This window comes from Ruminococcus sp. 5_1_39BFAA (assembly GCF_964240875.1).
In the GTDB taxonomy this organism is placed as follows: Bacteria; Bacillota; Clostridia; order Lachnospirales; family Lachnospiraceae; genus Blautia_A.
Genome location: NZ_CAXSVO010000001.1, coordinates 253,572 through 270,732, shown reverse-complemented (window position 1 = coordinate 270,732; position 17,161 = coordinate 253,572). Strand labels below are relative to the sequence as shown.

10 protein-coding genes are annotated in these 17,161 nt (G+C 48.0%); all 10 read left to right on the top strand.

The window, feature by feature from the left end:
* Positions 1 to 32 precede the first annotated feature (32 nt).
* The 10 genes from ACESZH_RS01260 to ACESZH_RS01215 all read left to right on the top strand — a co-directional run bounded on the left by ACESZH_RS01260 (position 33) and on the right by ACESZH_RS01215 (position 17,086).
* Entirely contained in the window at positions 33 to 4,436 is a 4,404-nt protein-coding gene (locus tag ACESZH_RS01260) for an SNF2-related protein (RefSeq protein WP_373215558.1), read from the top strand.
* Positions 4,437 to 4,492: 56 nt separating this feature from the next.
* Positions 4,493 to 6,022: a response regulator gene (locus ACESZH_RS01255; RefSeq protein ID WP_373215557.1), complete on the top strand. Its 1,530-nt coding sequence runs from the start codon at positions 4,493 to 4,495 to the stop codon at positions 6,020 to 6,022.
* Complete coding sequence (locus ACESZH_RS01250; protein WP_373215556.1) at positions 6,019 to 7,743, top strand: sensor histidine kinase; 1,725 nt, start codon at positions 6,019 to 6,021, stop codon at positions 7,741 to 7,743. Before ACESZH_RS01255 ends, ACESZH_RS01250 begins: the two co-directional genes overlap by 4 nt.
* Positions 7,744 to 7,833: 90 nt before the next feature.
* A complete protein-coding gene (locus ACESZH_RS01245; protein WP_373215555.1) occupies positions 7,834 to 9,084 on the top strand; it encodes an ABC transporter substrate-binding protein in 1,251 nt (416 codons plus the stop codon).
* A 228-nt stretch (positions 9,085 to 9,312) separates the two neighbouring features.
* Positions 9,313 to 10,212: a carbohydrate ABC transporter permease gene (locus ACESZH_RS01240; RefSeq protein ID WP_373215553.1), complete on the top strand. Its 900-nt coding sequence runs from the start codon at positions 9,313 to 9,315 to the stop codon at positions 10,210 to 10,212.
* Positions 10,209 to 11,039: a carbohydrate ABC transporter permease gene (locus ACESZH_RS01235; protein WP_373215551.1), complete on the top strand. Its 831-nt coding sequence runs from the start codon at positions 10,209 to 10,211 to the stop codon at positions 11,037 to 11,039. Before ACESZH_RS01240 ends, ACESZH_RS01235 begins: the two co-directional genes overlap by 4 nt.
* A 22-nt stretch (positions 11,040 to 11,061) precedes the next feature.
* Positions 11,062 to 11,913, top strand: coding sequence for a PIG-L deacetylase family protein (locus ACESZH_RS01230; RefSeq protein WP_373215549.1), 852 nt, complete (start codon positions 11,062 to 11,064; stop codon positions 11,911 to 11,913).
* 17 nt (positions 11,914 to 11,930) lie between these two features.
* Positions 11,931 to 14,387 (top strand): glycoside hydrolase family 65 protein, encoded by a 2,457-nt coding sequence (locus tag ACESZH_RS01225; RefSeq protein ID WP_373215547.1) that lies wholly within the window; start codon positions 11,931 to 11,933, stop codon positions 14,385 to 14,387.
* Complete coding sequence (locus ACESZH_RS01220; RefSeq protein WP_373215545.1) at positions 14,374 to 15,243, top strand: HAD hydrolase family protein; 870 nt, start codon at positions 14,374 to 14,376, stop codon at positions 15,241 to 15,243. The genes ACESZH_RS01225 and ACESZH_RS01220 overlap by 14 nt, the downstream gene beginning before the upstream one ends.
* Positions 15,244 to 15,619: 376 nt before the next feature.
* Positions 15,620 to 17,086, top strand: a complete 1,467-nt coding sequence (locus ACESZH_RS01215; protein WP_373215543.1) for a beta-xylosidase — start codon at positions 15,620 to 15,622, stop codon at positions 17,084 to 17,086.
* Positions 17,087 to 17,161: the final 75 nt, after the last annotated feature.

Below are 17,161 nucleotides of genomic sequence, written 5' to 3'. Positions count from 1 at the left end.
ACCGGATAAAATTATAAGGCTGGGCAATAGAAATGTACGAATGGGAAAAAGATTTCAACAACGATATACTACAGAGGGGCAGAAGCCTCTATCTGAATAAAAAAGTTGTAGATTTAAGAAAGACGGAAACAGGATATACGGGAGCTGTGCTTGGGAGGAGACGGAATGAGACTGCATTAAGAATTCTGTCTTCCGGAGTTAGGCGTATGAGCTGTGATTGCCCGGTAGCCCGCGGGAGAAAAAACTGTGAGCATATGGCGGCGCTTATGTACGCTGTAGAGGCAGACAAAAAGGCAGAGGAAGATGTACAGGCGGAAGCTGCTCTTATGGAAATGTGGCGGAAAATGGACGAAGAGGTTCGTGCAGAGGAGAAGCGGCTTGCTGAAAAAAATGCCCAGAAGAAAAAGGCTGCGGCAGAGCGAAAAAGGAAAAAAGCCGTCCGTGCCAGGGAGGACCGCGAAGAAGGAGCCGCCCGCGCCGGGGAAGACCGCGAAGAAAAAGCCGTCCACACCGGGGAAGACCGCGAAGAAGGAGTCTCCCACGCCGGGGAAGACCGCGAAAAAGAGAAGCAGGCTGCCCGGGAAGCAGCGCAGCGCGAAGAACAGGAGCGTGCAGCCCGCCGCGCGGAACGGGAAAAAAGAAAGGCAGAGAGGGCAAAACAGAAGGAGGAGCAGAAACGCCAGGCTGAGGAAGCTGCGAGGGTTGAATACGAAAAGCGCCTTTTGGAAGAAGCACGCCGGGAAAAAATAAGGCAGGAAAAGGCAGAAGCTGCCCGCCGCCGTGCAGAAAAGAAACAGAAAGAGCAGGAGCTTACCCGCATAGCGCAGGAGCAAAAGCGAAAAGAAGAGGAACGGAAGCAAAAGGAAGAGGAAAAGAGACGGAAGGAAGAAGAAAGGCAGCGTTTGGAAAAGGAAAAACAGCAGGAAGAGGAGAAGCGCCGGATGAGAGAACAAAAACGGCTTGCACAGAAGGCACAGAGAGAGGCGGAGGAGGCTGTCCGCCTGGAAAAAGAAAAGAGAGAACAACAGTATACCCGTCTTGGCGGCTCCTGGGAAGAAGAGGAAGATGGGGCGGCTTCTGAAAATGGTAACAGTGAGATCCAAAATCTGGAAGATTACCGATATTTTGATGGATCCCGTATCCGCCAGTATATGAAAGCACCGCAGAAGATAGTCCTGGAAGGACAGCGGCTTTGTGCGAATGATAAAATCAGGATAAAGAGCATTTTTACCGGATTTACCAGTGGCCTTCAGGAAAGAATTGGGCAGATGGATGCAGTTGGATATGAGGGAAAGCAAGAGTTTCCTATTCGTATTTTGTTTTCACGGAATGCTATCGAATATTGCGAATGTGGATGCAAGAACTGCCGGAGGAATTATTATGTACATTATGATACCAAGAAAACGGACTGTTCATATAAAGTAGGGGCGTTAAAGCTTCTGGAAGATTATCTTAACAGCCACAATATCGGTGATTCCACAGACCTGAGAGGGCAGGCATTGCTGAGGGCTTTTCAGGAAAAAAGGGCAAATCTCATCATATCCGGCACTACGGCAAAGGAGGAGAGCCTCCGTCTGCTTCCGCGGCTGACGCGAAAAGGAGGAAAGCTTTCCATATCCTTCCGGTTAGGGGAAAATAAACTGTTTGTTGTTAAAAAACTGGATGAGTTCTGTGACAATGTGAAAGCTTCATCTACAGACACATACGGCAGCAACACAGAGATCAATCACAGTCCCGGTAATTTTACAGAGAAAGGAAGGGATTGGATCCGCTTTATAAACCGTATTGTGAGAGAAGAAAAGGAATTTCAGCAAAGGCTCACGGAATCAAGAAGCTATTATGGGAAAGTAAAGGAAAGCGTAGGCAGTACCCTGGATCTTTTTGGGTGGAGACTGGACGAGCTCTATGAAACACTGGGTAGTGAAGAGATTGAGTTTGAGGATAAGGATGGCTCTGAAAAAAAGAAAGGAACATTGACCTGTGCAGAGCGAAATCCCAGAATAACTATGCAGATTTCCGAGGACGCAATAAAAGGAGAAAAGGAATTTCACGGGATCAAGGTAGAGGGCACACTGCCGGCACTCTATTATGGAACAGACGCAGCCTATTACATCAGTGATGGATATCTGAACCGCGTGGATAAAGGCTTTCTGGGAAAGGCGGAGCCATTAGCGAATCTGGCATCAAATGACCGCTTTTGGTTCCGTGTAGGGCGAAACCTTATGTCGGAGTTTTACAGCCGGGTTTTGCCTCAGCTTGCAGATATTGCGGATATTTCAGAAACAGAGCCGGAGAAATTTCGTTCTTATCTGCTTCCTGAGGCGCGGTTTGTATTTTATCTGGATGCAGAACAGGATGATGTCAACTGCAAAATATTTGCCTGGTATGGGGAAAAGGAGCTTTCTGTACTGGAAGGGCATATGAAAAGGCTGGAAGTAATGACGGAAGCCTTTCGGGATCAGGCAAGGGAAGAGGAAATCCTGTTTCAGGTGATGCAGTGGCTTCCGGAAATAGATTTGGAAAAGAAAGCGCTTTGCTGCGGAGGGGATGAAGCACTCATTTACCGGCTTATGAAAAACGGGTTGGAAAAACTGATGGAGCTGGGAGAGGTGAGATGCACCAGAGGATTCCTGGGATATCGGGATGTGAGCCATGTTCGTGTTTCTGTGGGCGTATCCTTGTCATCCGGACTTCTGGAACTGGATATTTCCACAGAAGATGTTCCGGCAGCAGAGCTTTTGGATATCCTGAAAAGCTACCGCGCAAAGAAAAAATACTATCGACTGAAAAACGGGGGCTTTGTAGACCTGGAAGAGCCTTCGCTGGAAATGCTTGCAGAGCTTACCAAGGCTATGAATCTGAAAGACAAGGAGCTTTTAAAGGGAAAATTAAAGCTTCCCATGTACCGGACTCTGTATCTGGACAAGCTTCTGGAAGAAAACGAAGAGGTGTACAGCAGCCGTGACAGCCATTTCCGGAAAGTGGTGAAGGGCTTTAAAACGGTAAAGGATGCAGATTTTGAGGAGCCTGAGAGCCTGTCGAAGGTGATGAGAAAGTATCAGAAGGATGGCTATAAATGGCTGCGGACACTGGAGGCCTGGCAGTTCGGCGGTATTCTGGCGGACGATATGGGTCTTGGAAAAACACTGCAGGTGATCGCAGTGCTGCTTTCCGCAAAGGAAGAGGGCAGAAAAGGAACTTCTCTTGTGGTAACTCCGGCCTCCCTTGTGTTTAACTGGGAAGAGGAATTCCGTAAGTTTGCCCCTGACCTGACGGTTTCTCTTGTGACAGGAACCCAGGAGGAGCGGCAGAAAAAGATAGAGGCGTATCAGTCCGCGGATGTGCTGGTGACATCCTACGACCTGCTGAAGCGGGATATTGGATTTTATGAGGATAAGGAATTTTCTTATGAGATCATAGATGAAGCCCAGTATATTAAAAACCATACCACTGCAGCCGCAAAAGCGGTGAAGGTGATACATAGTAAGATCCGCTATGCGCTGACGGGAACACCGATAGAGAACCGTCTGAGCGAGCTGTGGAGCATTTTTGATTATCTGATGCCCGGATTTTTATACAGCTACGAGGTGTTCAGGAAAGAGCTGGAAACTCCTATTGTAAAAAACGATGATGAGAAGGCAATGAAGCGTCTTCAGAAAATGACAGGCCCCTTTATCCTGCGAAGGCTAAAGGAGGATGTGCTGAAGGATCTGCCGGAGAAGCTGGAGGAATGCAGGTATGTACGGCTGGGCAAAGCACAGCAGACGGTCTACGATGGGCAGGTGCTTCATATGAAGGAACAGCTTGCAAGACAGAATCCGGAGGAATTTAATAAAAATAAAATCCAGATTCTTGCGGAGCTTACAAGGCTGCGCCAGATTTGCTGTGACCCGTCTCTTTGTTTTGAAAATTATAAGGGAGAGACGGCGAAGCTGGAGGCATGTCTGGATCTGCTCCAAAGCGCTATGGACGGCGGTCACAGGATCCTGGTCTTTTCACAGTTTACCTCCATGCTGGAAATTTTGCAGAAAGAGCTGGACAGGTTGGGAATCGGATATTTTACCATTATGGGCAGCACCTCCAAAGAAAAACGTCTTGAGCTGGTAAAAAGCTTTAATGAGGGGGAAGTACCCGTATTTCTCATTTCTCTGAAGGCAGGAGGCGTAGGTCTGAACCTGACCGGGGCCGATGTGGTGATCCATTATGATCCATGGTGGAACCTGGCTGCCCAGAATCAGGCCACGGACCGTGCCCACAGGATTGGGCAGAAGAAAAAGGTATCGGTGTTTAAGCTGATTGCAAAGAACACCATTGAAGAAAAAATCCAGAAGCTGCAGGAAACGAAGAAAAATCTTGCAGATCAGGTAATGAGCGGCGGAACCGGCGGTCTTGGCGCCATGAGCCAGGAGGAGATCCTGGAGCTTTTGGAGGTATAAAAGAAGGAAAAACAAGGCTTGTAAGTGGAACTGTTTTTCAGGTATGAGGGGGAGCTATGCTGAAAATACTGTTGGTTGACGATGAGCGCGAGGAACGGGAGGGGATTGCCTATCTGATCAAAAAATACGGCTATCCGCTGGCGATCAGTGAGGCGCAGAATGGAAAAAAAGCGCTGGAATATATGGAGTCGCATCCGGTGGATATTTTGTTTACGGATGTAAAAATGCCCATGATGAACGGCCTGGAGCTTGCCAGGGAGGTGAATAAGGGCTATCCGGATACAAAGATCATTATTTTCAGCGCATATGGGGAATTCGATTATGCGAAGCAGGCGCTGGAGGCAAATGCGGTTAATTATCTCCTGAAGCCTATTGAGATCGATGAATTTAAAAAAGTGATGGAGGATTTGCTCTGCAGCATCCAGGAGGAAAGAAACCAGAGGGAGGAGCGCAGGCAGGAGGACTGGCAGAACCGTCAGAATGTCCTGTATAAGATCCTTACAGGGGCGCATCTGAAAACAGAGGAGCGGGAGCGCGCCGGAATGGATCTTTTCTCAGGGGGAGCATCCTTCCGTATCGTCCATGTGGAGTTTTTGGACAACTTTTTTGAAACCAGGGAAGAGATCTTTCTGAACTTTGTAAAAATGTATCTGGGAGAAAAAACAGAATATATCAATCTTTTCCAGAATGAGTCCTGCCTTTTGATACGGGAAAAGAAGTATATGGAGAGGGATTTTCTGGAGGGCCAGCTTTTGAAGCTCTCCAGGGATGTGGAGGCCTTTGCCTCAGAGGGCATGTTTGTGATCGTGAGCCGGATTGCAGCTTCCATGGAGGAATTTGAGAGAGAGGTAGATGCCATCCAGGATATACAGAGGGACTTTTTCGGTTTTGGGCAGATGATCGTCTGGACCAGGACAAAAAGGATTCAGGAATACTATTCCGGGGATGTGGAGGCTATCCGGAAGCAGCTTATGCAGGCCATTGATGCCAACCGCCCTGAGCTGATCAAACGGTTTACAGACCAGCTTATTGAAACCATTTCTGCCAACAATATGATGAGCAAGCTGTATGTACAGAATATTTTTTATAGTGTGATCGGTGCGATTTATGACAAAAATCCAAATCTCCGTCGTGAGCAGATCCTGAATTCTTCGGACATTCTTTTCCGTTCTAAGAATCCAAAAGACATTCTTTCGTTTTTCAGCAAAAACATATATGAGATGCTGGAGGATCTGGGAGAAGAATCCGTGGACGATTCCGGCATTATCCAGAAGATCCGCAACCTGGTGGAAAAGGAATATATGCACGATGTCAGCCTGAGCTATGTGGCGGAGAAGGTGAACCTTGCCCCTGCTTATGTGAGCTATGTGTTTAAAAAAGAAACGGGAAAAACCCTGATCAAATACATCACAGAGATCAAAATGGAAAAGGCGAAGCTGCTTCTGGAGGAAGGAACCATGAGAGTGGGAGAGATCGCCAGAGCCTGCGGCTATGAGAACCAGTCCTACTTTAACAGAGCCTTTAAAAATTACTACGGTCTGACACCGAAGCAGTTCCGGGAGAACGGGGAAAGGCAGGGCATATGAAAAAGTTTATCGACTGGTATTACGGAAAGGCGACCATCCGGAAAAAGCTGGTGATCAGCTATCTCGTCCTTGTGCTTGTTCCGGTGTTTGTGCTGGGAAATTATTCCTATCACATTGCAAGGGAAAATCTGCTCACCCAGACAAAGGGCACGATTGAAAACAGTATATCTTCCATTGCCTATAATCTGAAGGCGAACATTGAGCGTGAGGACGATAACCTGAAATACCTTTCCTACAATTCCACCTTCCGGGAAAGACTGCGGACAGGAAGCAAAAATGTGACGGCGCTTGTAAAGGAAATGAACCAGTCTGTGGAGCCGGTATTTTGGTATTTCATCACAAGCGACAGAAATATAAAGGGAATCGAAATCTTTTCCCCGCATATCGAGAATGCCATCGGCAGCTTTTTGAAGCCCGAGGAGGAATGCAAAGGGGAGGATTGGTACGATTACCATCAGAAAAAGTTTAATGCGCTGTGGACCTTTGAGGATGGAAATATCTTTGCCACCAGGACACTGCTGGATGCGGCAACGTCCTCAGAGCCCATTGGAATCATGAAGCTGGAGGTTTATCCGGACCGCTTTGTTGAACCCTTATCCCAGGCGCAGTTTTTGAAAAACGGTGTCCTGCTTATGGACGGAGAGCAGCAGATCATCGGAGCCAGGGAGCTGGAAAATGCGGAGCTGGAAAAAGAAATCCGTCAAAGGCTGCCGGAGATAACAGAGGCGGGGCAGTACGAGACAAAGGATTATATTTTAAGCGCCAGCGGGGAATTTGAAAACGGCTGGCGGCTGTTTTACTATGTGGACAAGCAGGAAATAGCAGGGGATATTAACAAGATTTTCAGGTCAACGGTACTGGTTTCCGCTGCCTGCCTGTTGATCATTACCGTGTTAATCAGCGTCATTTCGCGGATTTTAAGCTCCCGTATCCTGAAGCTGAAGCAGTGCGCAGAAAAGGTTGGACAGGGCGAATTTGATGTGGATGTGGAAACGGGCTACACGGATGAGATCGGTGTTGTGGCAAACAGCTTTGGAGTCATGAGCCGGAAAATCAACGAGATGATCAATGAGGTCTACCGTCTGGGAATGGAAAAACGTGCCACGGAGCTTAAAGCGCTGCAGGCCATGATCAATCCCCATTTTCTCTATAATTCCCTGTCCAGTATTAAATGGAAGGCTATTCGGGCAGACCAGGACGAGATTGCGGATATTACAGGGCTATTGGCAAAGTTTTACCGGACGGTCCTCAATGAGGGAAAACAGATCACAAAAGTAGCCAATGAGCTGGAAAATGTTCGCTCCTATCTGGAAATCCAGAGCAGGACACATGAAAACAGCTTTGATGTGGAGTATCAAATCCCTGATTTGGGGCTGGACTTTGAAATGCCTAATTTCCTTTTGCAGCCCATCGTGGAGAATGCGATCTGCCATGGGATCGATTACTGCGAGGAGGGAGAGCGGGGACTGATCCGTGTAGAGTATGCACCGGAGGAAGAATATCTTTATTTCCGGATCTACAACAACGGTCCGGATCTGGAGGAGGCGCATCTGAAAAAGGTTTTAAATGAACCGGGCAAAGGCTATGGCATTTATAACATACAGGAGAGGATACGGATGTATTACGGCGAGGATTGCGGTGTAACGGCAGGGGTTTCAAAAGATGGTATGATCTGTTTTACCATAAAGATCAAAAAGGAGATCACTGGCAGGGAGGCTTAAAAAAGTCTTAATTTTCTAAAGAAAGTATCATTTTTTTTGGAAATTCCAAATCCTATAATAATCTTAACAAATAAATAAGGAGGAATTACCATGAAAAAGAAGATTGTAAGTGTACTGATGAGCGCTGCTATGATCACAGGGCTTCTTGCAGGTGCCACAACCGTTGTTTCCGCATCAGAGGGCGAAAAGACGAAGATCCGTATGACCTACTGGAACAGTGAGGATACGGTACAGGCAATGCTGGATTATCTGGCAGAGGCAGTTCCGGATGTGGAGATCGAGTTCCAGTTTATTGACAACTCCAATTACGACACCATCGTTGATACACAGCTTTCCGCAGAGGAAGGACCGGACATTATCTGTGAATCTCCGGGATCCGCGCTGAAGCACGCAAGGCTTGGCTATCTGGAGCCACTTGACGATCTGGGAGCAAAATATTCTGATGCAGGTACCAGTGTTTACTCCTATGACGGAAGCGTATACGCACTTCCGGGAATCAGTTGGTTTGAGGGAATCTACTACAACAAGGCTATGTTTGAGGAGAACGGCGTGGAGCTTCCTACCACCTTTGATGAGTATATTGCAGCCTGCCAGAAATTCCAGGATGCAGGAATCCTTCCGCTGGCAGCAGGACTGAAATCCTGGGAGCCGATGCTGAAAAACTCCATGGCATTTGTGGCAGCAGAATATCTCTCCACAGACGAGGGGAAATCCTTTGGTGAGCAGTACAGAAACGGTGAGGTTACACTGGATGGAACCTGGAATACATATCTGGAAAAATGGTCTGAGATGATCACAGAGGGCATTTACACCACAGATATGACAGGAATCGACCATGACCAGGCTCTTGAGCAGTTCGCAACAGGACAGGCAGCAATGTTCTGCTCCGGTCCGTGGGATTTGGATACCATTACCAGTAAAAACCCGGATCTGCTGATTGACATGATGCCGTTCTACGGAACAGAGACAAGCGACGGCTGGCTCATCGGCGGACCTGGCTGCGGTTTTGCAGTAAACTCCGCTTCTGCAAATAAAGAAGCAGCAATGAAGATTGTAGAAGCTATCTCCACAGTAGAAGGCCAGACAGCTCTTTGGGAAAACAACCAGGGCGGTTCTTCTTATCTGGAAGGCGCAAGCTTTGAGCTTCCGGAGGTTTACACAGGAGCTTCCAAAGCTCTGGAAGCAGGCAACGTATACTGCCCATGGAATGAGTGGGGCGCAGCAGCTCCGGCTCATGAAACATACGGCACAGAAATGCAGTCCTACCTGCTGGGCGAGCAGGATCTGAGCACAACCCTGCAGAACGTAGACGCCGCCGTACAGGAACTGCTTGAAAAGTAAAATAGTTGCGAACGCCGTATGGCGAGCAGCTATTTGCCGCGGTGCTGCGCAAGAGGAATATGGCTTCTGGCGCAGCCGCGCTTCGGCGCGAGTATGCGCCAAGGCATACACTTTTTTATAAATTCGGGATGACGAGAGTGCCTCAGGTGTCAGGAATGGCGCTTGGGGCATTTTTGCGCGAAAAATCCCGCTGTAACAGGTGCTTGGTTTACATAAGGAGAGACAAGTATGACAAAAAAGAAAGCATACAATGTAAATTCCCTGGGAAAATATTTTCTGTTTTTTATTCTCCCGGCGCTGGTCATTTACATTGTGTTCAGTATCCTTCCGTTTCTGTATACCTTTTTCTACAGCTTTACAGACTATACGGATATGAATCCCATTGATCTTCATTTTGTAGGATTAAAGAATTATCTCAAGGTGTTTGACACCCCTCTTATGATAACAGCCATTAAAAACTCTGTTATCTACGCAATCTTACTCACAGGTTTTCAGACGATCCTGGCGCTGCCGCTGGCAGTTGTGCTGAATAAAAAACTGAAAACCAGAAATCTGCTCCGGGCCGTGTTCTTTTTCCCGGCAGTATTCAGTTCCCTGATTATCGGTTATCTCTGGAGCTTTATCATGTCCTCCTCAGATTTCGGCCTGATCAACAACCTTCTGCATCAGTTGGGACTGGGAACAGTCAATTTCTTTACCGCAGACAGAGCTTTATATTCCGTAATCTTCACCCAGGTATGGCAGTGGACTGGCTGGGCTATGGTTATTTACCTGGCAAATTTGCAGAGCATTTCCCCGGATCTGTACGAGGCGGCAGACATTGACGGCGCCACGGGCATTAAGAAATTTTTCTATGTCACCCTTCCGCTGATGTGCCCCTCTGTAAAAATTATTGTGGTAACCGGTCTCATCGGCGGTATGAAGGTATTTGACATCATCTATTCCATGACCTCCGGCGGTCCCGGAAACGCCACCCAGACCGTTATGACTGTCATGATGAAAAAAGGTATTTCCGACGGATTTTACAGCACAGGAGCGGCCTTTGGTGTCTGCTTCTTCGTGATCGTACTGATAATCAGTTCCATCGTAACGAAATTGATGGGGAAATGGAGTGAGGCGATACAATGAGAAAAGCAAAAAGAAGATTAGCAATAACGGAAATTGTGATGATCATTCTGGCACTGATCTGGTTCATCCCCATTTATTATCTGATCGTCACCACCTTGAAAACGCCCCAGGAGGCAACCCTGGCCCCGCTGGCAATTCCAAAGAGCTTTCAGTTTCAGAACTATGTGGAAGCGTGGATCAATATGGAATTTCCACGAGCATTTGGAAATACCCTGTTCATTACAGCCAGCGCAGTATTTTTGATCGTAATTTTCGGTTCCATGGCAGGCTATGCCCTGGCGCGCACAAAGACAAAGCTTGGAAGCGGAATGTTCCTTTTGTTTTTGGCAGGACTTGTGGTGCCCTTCCAGATGAACATTGTCAGCTTATATAAGATCGTAAAAAATCTGCATCTTATGAACACGCTGTTTGCAGTGATTTTGGTAGATGTGGCAATCAACACCCCGCAGGCAGTATTCCTGTTTAAGGAATTCATCGAATCAACCATCCCGAAAGAACTGGAAGAAGCCGCGTCCATCGACGGCTGCTCTGTAATAGGAAGATTTTTCAAGATCGTGCTGCCGCTGTTAAAACCCGTCATTTCCACAGTTGTTATCATCGTGACCCTGAACGTATGGAATGAATTTATGACACCCCTTCTGTTTATCCAGAGCAGGGAGCACGATGTGATCCTGCAGGAGGTAACGAGAAATATCGGACAGTTTGCGACAGACTGGACCGCACTCTTCCCAATGCTGATGCTGGGCGTTGCACCTTTGATGATCTTCTATATTTTCATGCAGAAGTACATTATCGCAGGTGTAGCCGCAGGTGCAGTAAAGGGTTGATAAAATGGAGGAAGATCAGAAAATGACAGCAGTAGATTCATGGGATCGTGTGATGGTGATCGTGCCTCATCAGGATGATGAAATACTGATGGCGGCAGGAATCATCCGGCATCTTGTAAATAGACAGCGTTCCATTGACATTGTAATGGCAACCAACGGAGATTATGGCTGCCGTGATCTTTCCGTAGGCAGGGCCAGACTTCAGGAGACTGTGAAAGGGTTGAAACTTTTAAGTGTCCCGATAACCGGACTTCATATCCTTGGCTATGCAGATACGGGAATGCCTGCAGAGGACAGCTTTCTCACACATTTATATGAAGAAAAGGACGCACAGAAGCTTTATCCTTCCGGATGCGGGGATCATACATACGGTCTTTTGGAAAAGCCGGAATTTCATATGGAAAAGCAGGGGTGTCATGCCCCATACTGCCGCGACAGCTTCCGTCAGGATTTAAAGGCCGTTTTAATGGACAAAAAGCCGTCTTGCATTCTCACCACCTCTCCCTGGGATATTCACGGGGATCACAGCGGGCTGTACAGGTTTGTCTGCGAGGTCCTGGATGAGCTGAAAAAGGAGGAAGGCTATGCACCGGAGCTGTACACAGGACTGATCCATTCCCCGGCCGGAGATGAAAACTGGCCTCTGCGGGAGACAAAAATCTTTGACTGTCCGGAAGGACTGGAGGAGAAGACATCGCTGAAATGGCAGGAGCGGATCCGGATCCCGGTGCCGGAGGAAATGCTTTTCGAAAAAGGCGAAAAAAATCTGAAGCTTCAGGCACTGCTTCAATATGAAACGGCATTGGAGCCAAATGCCTATGACTTTTTGATGTCCTTTGTAAAAGAGGAAGAAATCCTCTGGAAAATGCGATAAACAGGTAGGAGAGTACTATGGATCTGAATAAAAAACCAATATATCCCATTGAGCCATGGACCATTACGGAAAAGGAATTTCGGATAGAAAACAATTACAGGAATGAGACGACCTTCGCCCTTTCCAATGGCTATATTGGAAGCCGTGGAACCTTTGAGGAAGCCTATCCTTTTGACAGTGACACGGGGCTGGAAGGAAATTTCATCAACGGATTTTATGAGAGTGAGCAGATTCGTTACGGGGAGGCAAACTTCGGCTCTCCCTTTCTCAGCCAGTCCCTTCTGAATCTGCCGAATCTGAAGGAAACAAAGCTGTTTCTGGAGGGCGAGGAATTTGGCATGCGCACCGGGAAAACAGAGGAATATGCCCGGACACTTCACATGGGAGAAGGAATCCTTACCAGAAGTCTTATCTGGACAAGCCCTTTGGGAAAGCGTGTCAGAATTGAGATCAAACGTCTGGTATCCTTTGCGCATAAGAATATCATGGCCATCCAATATCAGGTAACCCTGCTGAATTTCAGCGGCAAGGTAGAATGGTGTTCAAAACTGCAGGCAAATGTGGAAAACCATACAAGAAAAACAAATCCCATTGTGGATTACGGACCCTTCGGCAGAAAGCTGGAGCCTGATAAGCTCTATGGGAAGGGAAATCTTCTTTACTATGAAGGGACGACACAGACCAGCAAGCTGACCGTGGGCTGCGGAAGCATTCACCGGGTGACAAAAACGGGAGATACCAGCGGGGTGAGCAAGGGGAAAGCCGGGGCAAAAGCCGGGCAGCACCTTTCGGACCGCACCTCTGGGGATAAAGGAGAAGTATATGAGAGCAGCGCGGTCATAGGAGAAGTATATAAGAGCAGCACGGTCATAGGAGAACTGGAAGCTTCCCTGAGACTGCAGGCAGCCGTTTGTGAGGGAGAAACCGTCACCCTGGAAAAATTTATCTGCTATACCTCCTGCCTGGATATGGAGACAGAGAAGCTGGAAGCCTTTACCCTGGAGAAACTGCATGAGGCAGAGAAGCTTGGCTTTGCCGCATTTGAGGAGAGCCAGAAGGCATACATGCAGCAGTTCTGGAACAGGGCCGATGTCAAGATCGCGGGAGATGACGCTTTGCAGCAGGGAATGCGGTTTAACCTGTTTCATGTCATGCAGTCTGCCGGACGTGACGGACGGACCGGAATGGGGGCAAAGGGTCTTTCCGGAGAGGGCTATGAGGGCCACTATTTCTGGGATACGGAAATGTATGTCATGCCAGTGCTGATCTATACAGAGCCGGAGACAGCCAGAGCCCTTCTCCAGTACCGGTACAGCACACTGGATCAGGCAAGGGCCAGAGCCAGGATCCTGGGACACGAAAAAGGCGCCCTTTATCCCTGGCGGACCATCAACGGGGAGGAGGCCTCTACCTACTATCCCCTTGGAACTGCCCAGTATCATATCAACGCAGATATTGCCTATGCCTTATCCCTGTACCTGAAGGTTACGGGAGATAAGACCTTTTTCAAGGAAATGGGCGCGGAAATGCTCATAGAAACAGCCCGGATCTGGGCGGATGTGGGAAGCTTTGCAGAATGCAAGGGCGGAAAATACTGCATCTGCGATGTGACAGGCCCGGATGAGTATAATGTACTGGTGGACAATAACTTTTACACAAATCTCATGGCAAAGGAACACCTGCGTGATGCGGCGGAAGCCGTGGAGTATCTGCAAAAGGAGGCCCCGGAATGCCTGGAAAAGATCAGCAGAAAGATTGGATTTGACACAGACGAAGCAGCTCTGTGGAAAAAGATCATTGAAAATATGTATTTCCCATACGATGAGAAACGTCAGGTGTATCCCATGGACGACGGCTTCATGATGCGCAAGCCCTGGGACGAATCAAAGATTCCCGTGGAAAAAAGGGCATGGCTTTATGAAAACTATCACCCGCTGTTTATCATGCGCCACCGGATGTCAAAGCAGGCCGATGCCATACTGGGGATGTATCTTCACAGCGGACTCTTTACAGAGGAGGAGCTTCGGAGAAACTACGATTTCTATCAGGAAGTGACCCTGCACCACTCCTCCCTGTCCACCTGCATTTTCGGAATCGTTGCATGTCGGATCGGATACTATGAGGAAGCTTTCCGGTATTTTTCCCAGTCCGCCAGAATGGACCTGGACGATTACCACAACAACTTCTACGCCGGAATCCACGCCGCAAATATGGCAGGAACCTGGCAGGCAATGGTAAACGGCTTTGCAGGACTGCGGCTGGCAAACGGGATCCCGGAATTTTCACCCTATCTTCCGGAAGAGTGGGAGGGATACAGCTTTAAGCTCCTGTTCAGAGGCAAACTTCTGAAGGCCGAGATAAAGAGCGGAGAGGCAATCTTTACCCTGGAAGAGGGTGAGGAGATCACCTTTAAGGTGAGAGAGAAGGTTATTACGATCAAGGAACAGGGAGGATACCACATTGAAAAAATATAAAGCAATTTTTTTCGACTGGGACGGAACAGCCGTGACTTCCAGAAAAGCTCCGGCAGACAAAGCGGTGGAGGCCATGAAGCCTCTTTTGGCAAAAGGTGTGAAGCTGGTCATCGTCAGCGGAACCACTATTGAGAATATCGCCCAGGGACGGCTGGAGGAGCTTTTCACAAAGGAAGAGCTTTCCAATCTGTACCTTGGACTTGGCCGCGGCGCATATAACTATGCCTTTGACAAAGAAGGAAAAGCCTTTGTCTTTAAAGACGAAATCCCGGACAAAAAGACTTTGTCCCAAATCCACAAAATCTGTTTTGACATCCATCTTCATCTTCTGGAGCAGTACGATTTTCAGACAGACATCGTATTCAGCAGACCAAACTACTGCAAGATCGACCTGATGGTAACCCAGAACAGAGGCGAGTCACTTTTCATGCAGGAAAACGAACTGGAGCTTCTGAAAAACCTGCTGTCCCTGCACGGCATCAAGGGCGGCTTACAGGACCTGATCGACCTTTCCATAAAAACCGGAAAATCATACGGCCTGGACGTACAACCCACCTGTGACGCCAAATACCTGGAAGTAGGCATATCCAGCAAAAGCGATAACGTCAACAGCATCCTGGAAATGCTCAGCAAACAATTCGGCATCCATGCCGAAGACTGCTCCTTCTGGGGCGACGAATACGTAGGAATCGAGGAAGGCATTTTCGGAAGCGACAGCTTTATGCTGACCCCTCAAACTGCCCCCGGAGACTTCTACGACGTATCCCAAGTCCCCGGCAAAAGACCCCAAAACGTACAAACCCCAGGCGGCGGCGTCCCCCACTTCCTGAATTTCCTAAAAGCCCAGGCTTTATAGCCATATGAACCGCCCAACACGCCCCCAAAAAAATACACAATAAAATAAACAAAAAAATCAAGGACCGACCCCACACGAATATGCTCCCCTTTAGGTAGACAGTTTAATAAAATTGTTTATAAAGGGGAGCATATCACACCAGTGGCTCTCGGCCCTTTTTAAATTCCCCGTTCGCCAAGCGGGCCAAAGGGGGGAGCGCGAGGGGGCATTCGGCCTTCGCTCTCCGAGATTGCCCCCTCGCAACCTCTAAAAGATCGCTATTTTTACAAAATAAGTCACAATTTTGACTTTATAAATCCGCGATATTGAATTAATTAAAAACAAAAGCCTATAATATCCTGACCACAAATTTTGTAAGATTTCAGGAGGAAAGACAATGAGCAGCTTACAATTTCACGTAGATGCGGCATCCCCCAAAGCACCATTTGATCATTACTGGGAAATGTGTGTAGGAGCCTGCCATGGATATACTGCCTTAAGAGAAGACTACCGGATCCAATTAAAAAAAGCAAAGGAAGACCTTGGCTTCCAGTACGTCCGCTTTCACGGCATCTTAAATGACGACATGAGCGTAGTCCGGGAAGTCTCACCTGGCGAATATGAATACAATTTCGTAAATATCGACAACATCCTGGATTACTTGTTGAGCATTAAAATGAAACCCTTCATGGAACTAAGCTTCATGCCAACCCCCTTTGCATCCGGAGAGCAGACCTGCTTTTACTACAAAGGAAATGTCACCATGCCCAAAAGCTTTGAGCTATGGGACAGCTTTATCAAAGAGCTTATGACCCATCTGAAAGAACGATACGGAATAGAAGAACTGGAAACATGGTTTTTCGAAGTCTGGAACGAGCCAAACCTTGACTTCTTTTTCGCAGGAACCCAGAAGGACTATTTCACCCTGTATGCCCACACAGCGAAGGCCATAAAAGAAGTGGGAGAAAACCTTAAAGTAGGAGGCCCTGCAACAGCAAACAATGAGTGGATCTCAGACCTTGTGAAGTATTGCAGGGAAAATGATGCCCCTCTTGATTTTGTATCCACCCATCATTACCCATCTGACGACCCAAACTGGAACCAGAACATGCACCTGGATGACTTTTTCGGAGAAGGCGGCGCTCTTCCCAATGGTGAGATAGACAGAAGAGGACTTCTCACAAAAATGGTGAAAATTGCATGCCGAGAAGCAGGAGATATTCCGTTATACTATACGGAATGGAACACCTCTGCAAACGAGGGAGATGAATTTCACGATACACCCTACAGCGCTGCACTGGTGGCAAAAACACTGCTTGATAATTACGGCTATGTAGAGGGATATTCCTTCTGGACTTTCTCTGATCTTTTTGAGGAGCATGGACAGGTGACAGGAGAATTCCGCGGCGGTTTCGGACTGCAGACCATCCACGGGATCCCCAAGCCTGTTTACCGTGCCTTTGAGCTTTTACACCAGCTCGGCGCGGAGCGGCTTCCGGCGGTTGAAGAGCAGGGAACGGTGGGGATTTTTCCAGCCATGGGAAAGAACGGAGAGCTGTGCATTCTTGCCTATAACCAGCAGATGCTGGACAGACCCATTGCAGAAGAAAAAATTAAAATCAGCATAAAAAATATTTCCGATGCTTCCGCAACGATCCAGCGGATCGATGATGCCCATGCAAACGCTAAGAAGGCGTGGGAGGAGATGGGGGCGCCTGTTTATCCCAGCGCCGCGCAGGTGGAGGCGCTGAAGGCGGTATCCGCGTTGAAAGAAGAACCGTTGTGCGTTTCCAAAACAGAGGAAGGGATCAGCCTGGAATTTGCTCTGCCTGCGTATGGTGTGGCATTAGTAAAATTGGTATAATATTCGGTAGGAGCAAAGTCAAGAGGATACGGACGGTTGAGCTACAGCTGCATATGCAGGATCGGACATGATCCC

Bases quoted from the DNA above. Each gene is read 5' to 3' on its own strand.
- ACESZH_RS01260 (WP_373215558.1), top strand. From the start codon at position 33: ATGTACGAATGGGAAAAAGATTTCAACAACGATATACTACAGAGGGGC.
- ACESZH_RS01255 (WP_373215557.1), top strand. From the start codon at position 4,493: ATGCTGAAAATACTGTTGGTTGACGATGAGCGCGAGGAACGGGAGGGG.
- ACESZH_RS01250 (WP_373215556.1), top strand. From the start codon at position 6,019: ATGAAAAAGTTTATCGACTGGTATTACGGAAAGGCGACCATCCGGAAA.
- ACESZH_RS01245 (WP_373215555.1), top strand. From the start codon at position 7,834: ATGAAAAAGAAGATTGTAAGTGTACTGATGAGCGCTGCTATGATCACA.
- ACESZH_RS01240 (WP_373215553.1), top strand. From the start codon at position 9,313: ATGACAAAAAAGAAAGCATACAATGTAAATTCCCTGGGAAAATATTTT.
- ACESZH_RS01235 (WP_373215551.1), top strand. From the start codon at position 10,209: ATGAGAAAAGCAAAAAGAAGATTAGCAATAACGGAAATTGTGATGATC.
- ACESZH_RS01230 (WP_373215549.1), top strand. From the start codon at position 11,062: ATGACAGCAGTAGATTCATGGGATCGTGTGATGGTGATCGTGCCTCAT.
- ACESZH_RS01225 (WP_373215547.1), top strand. From the start codon at position 11,931: ATGGATCTGAATAAAAAACCAATATATCCCATTGAGCCATGGACCATT.
- ACESZH_RS01215 (WP_373215543.1), top strand. From the start codon at position 15,620: ATGAGCAGCTTACAATTTCACGTAGATGCGGCATCCCCCAAAGCACCA.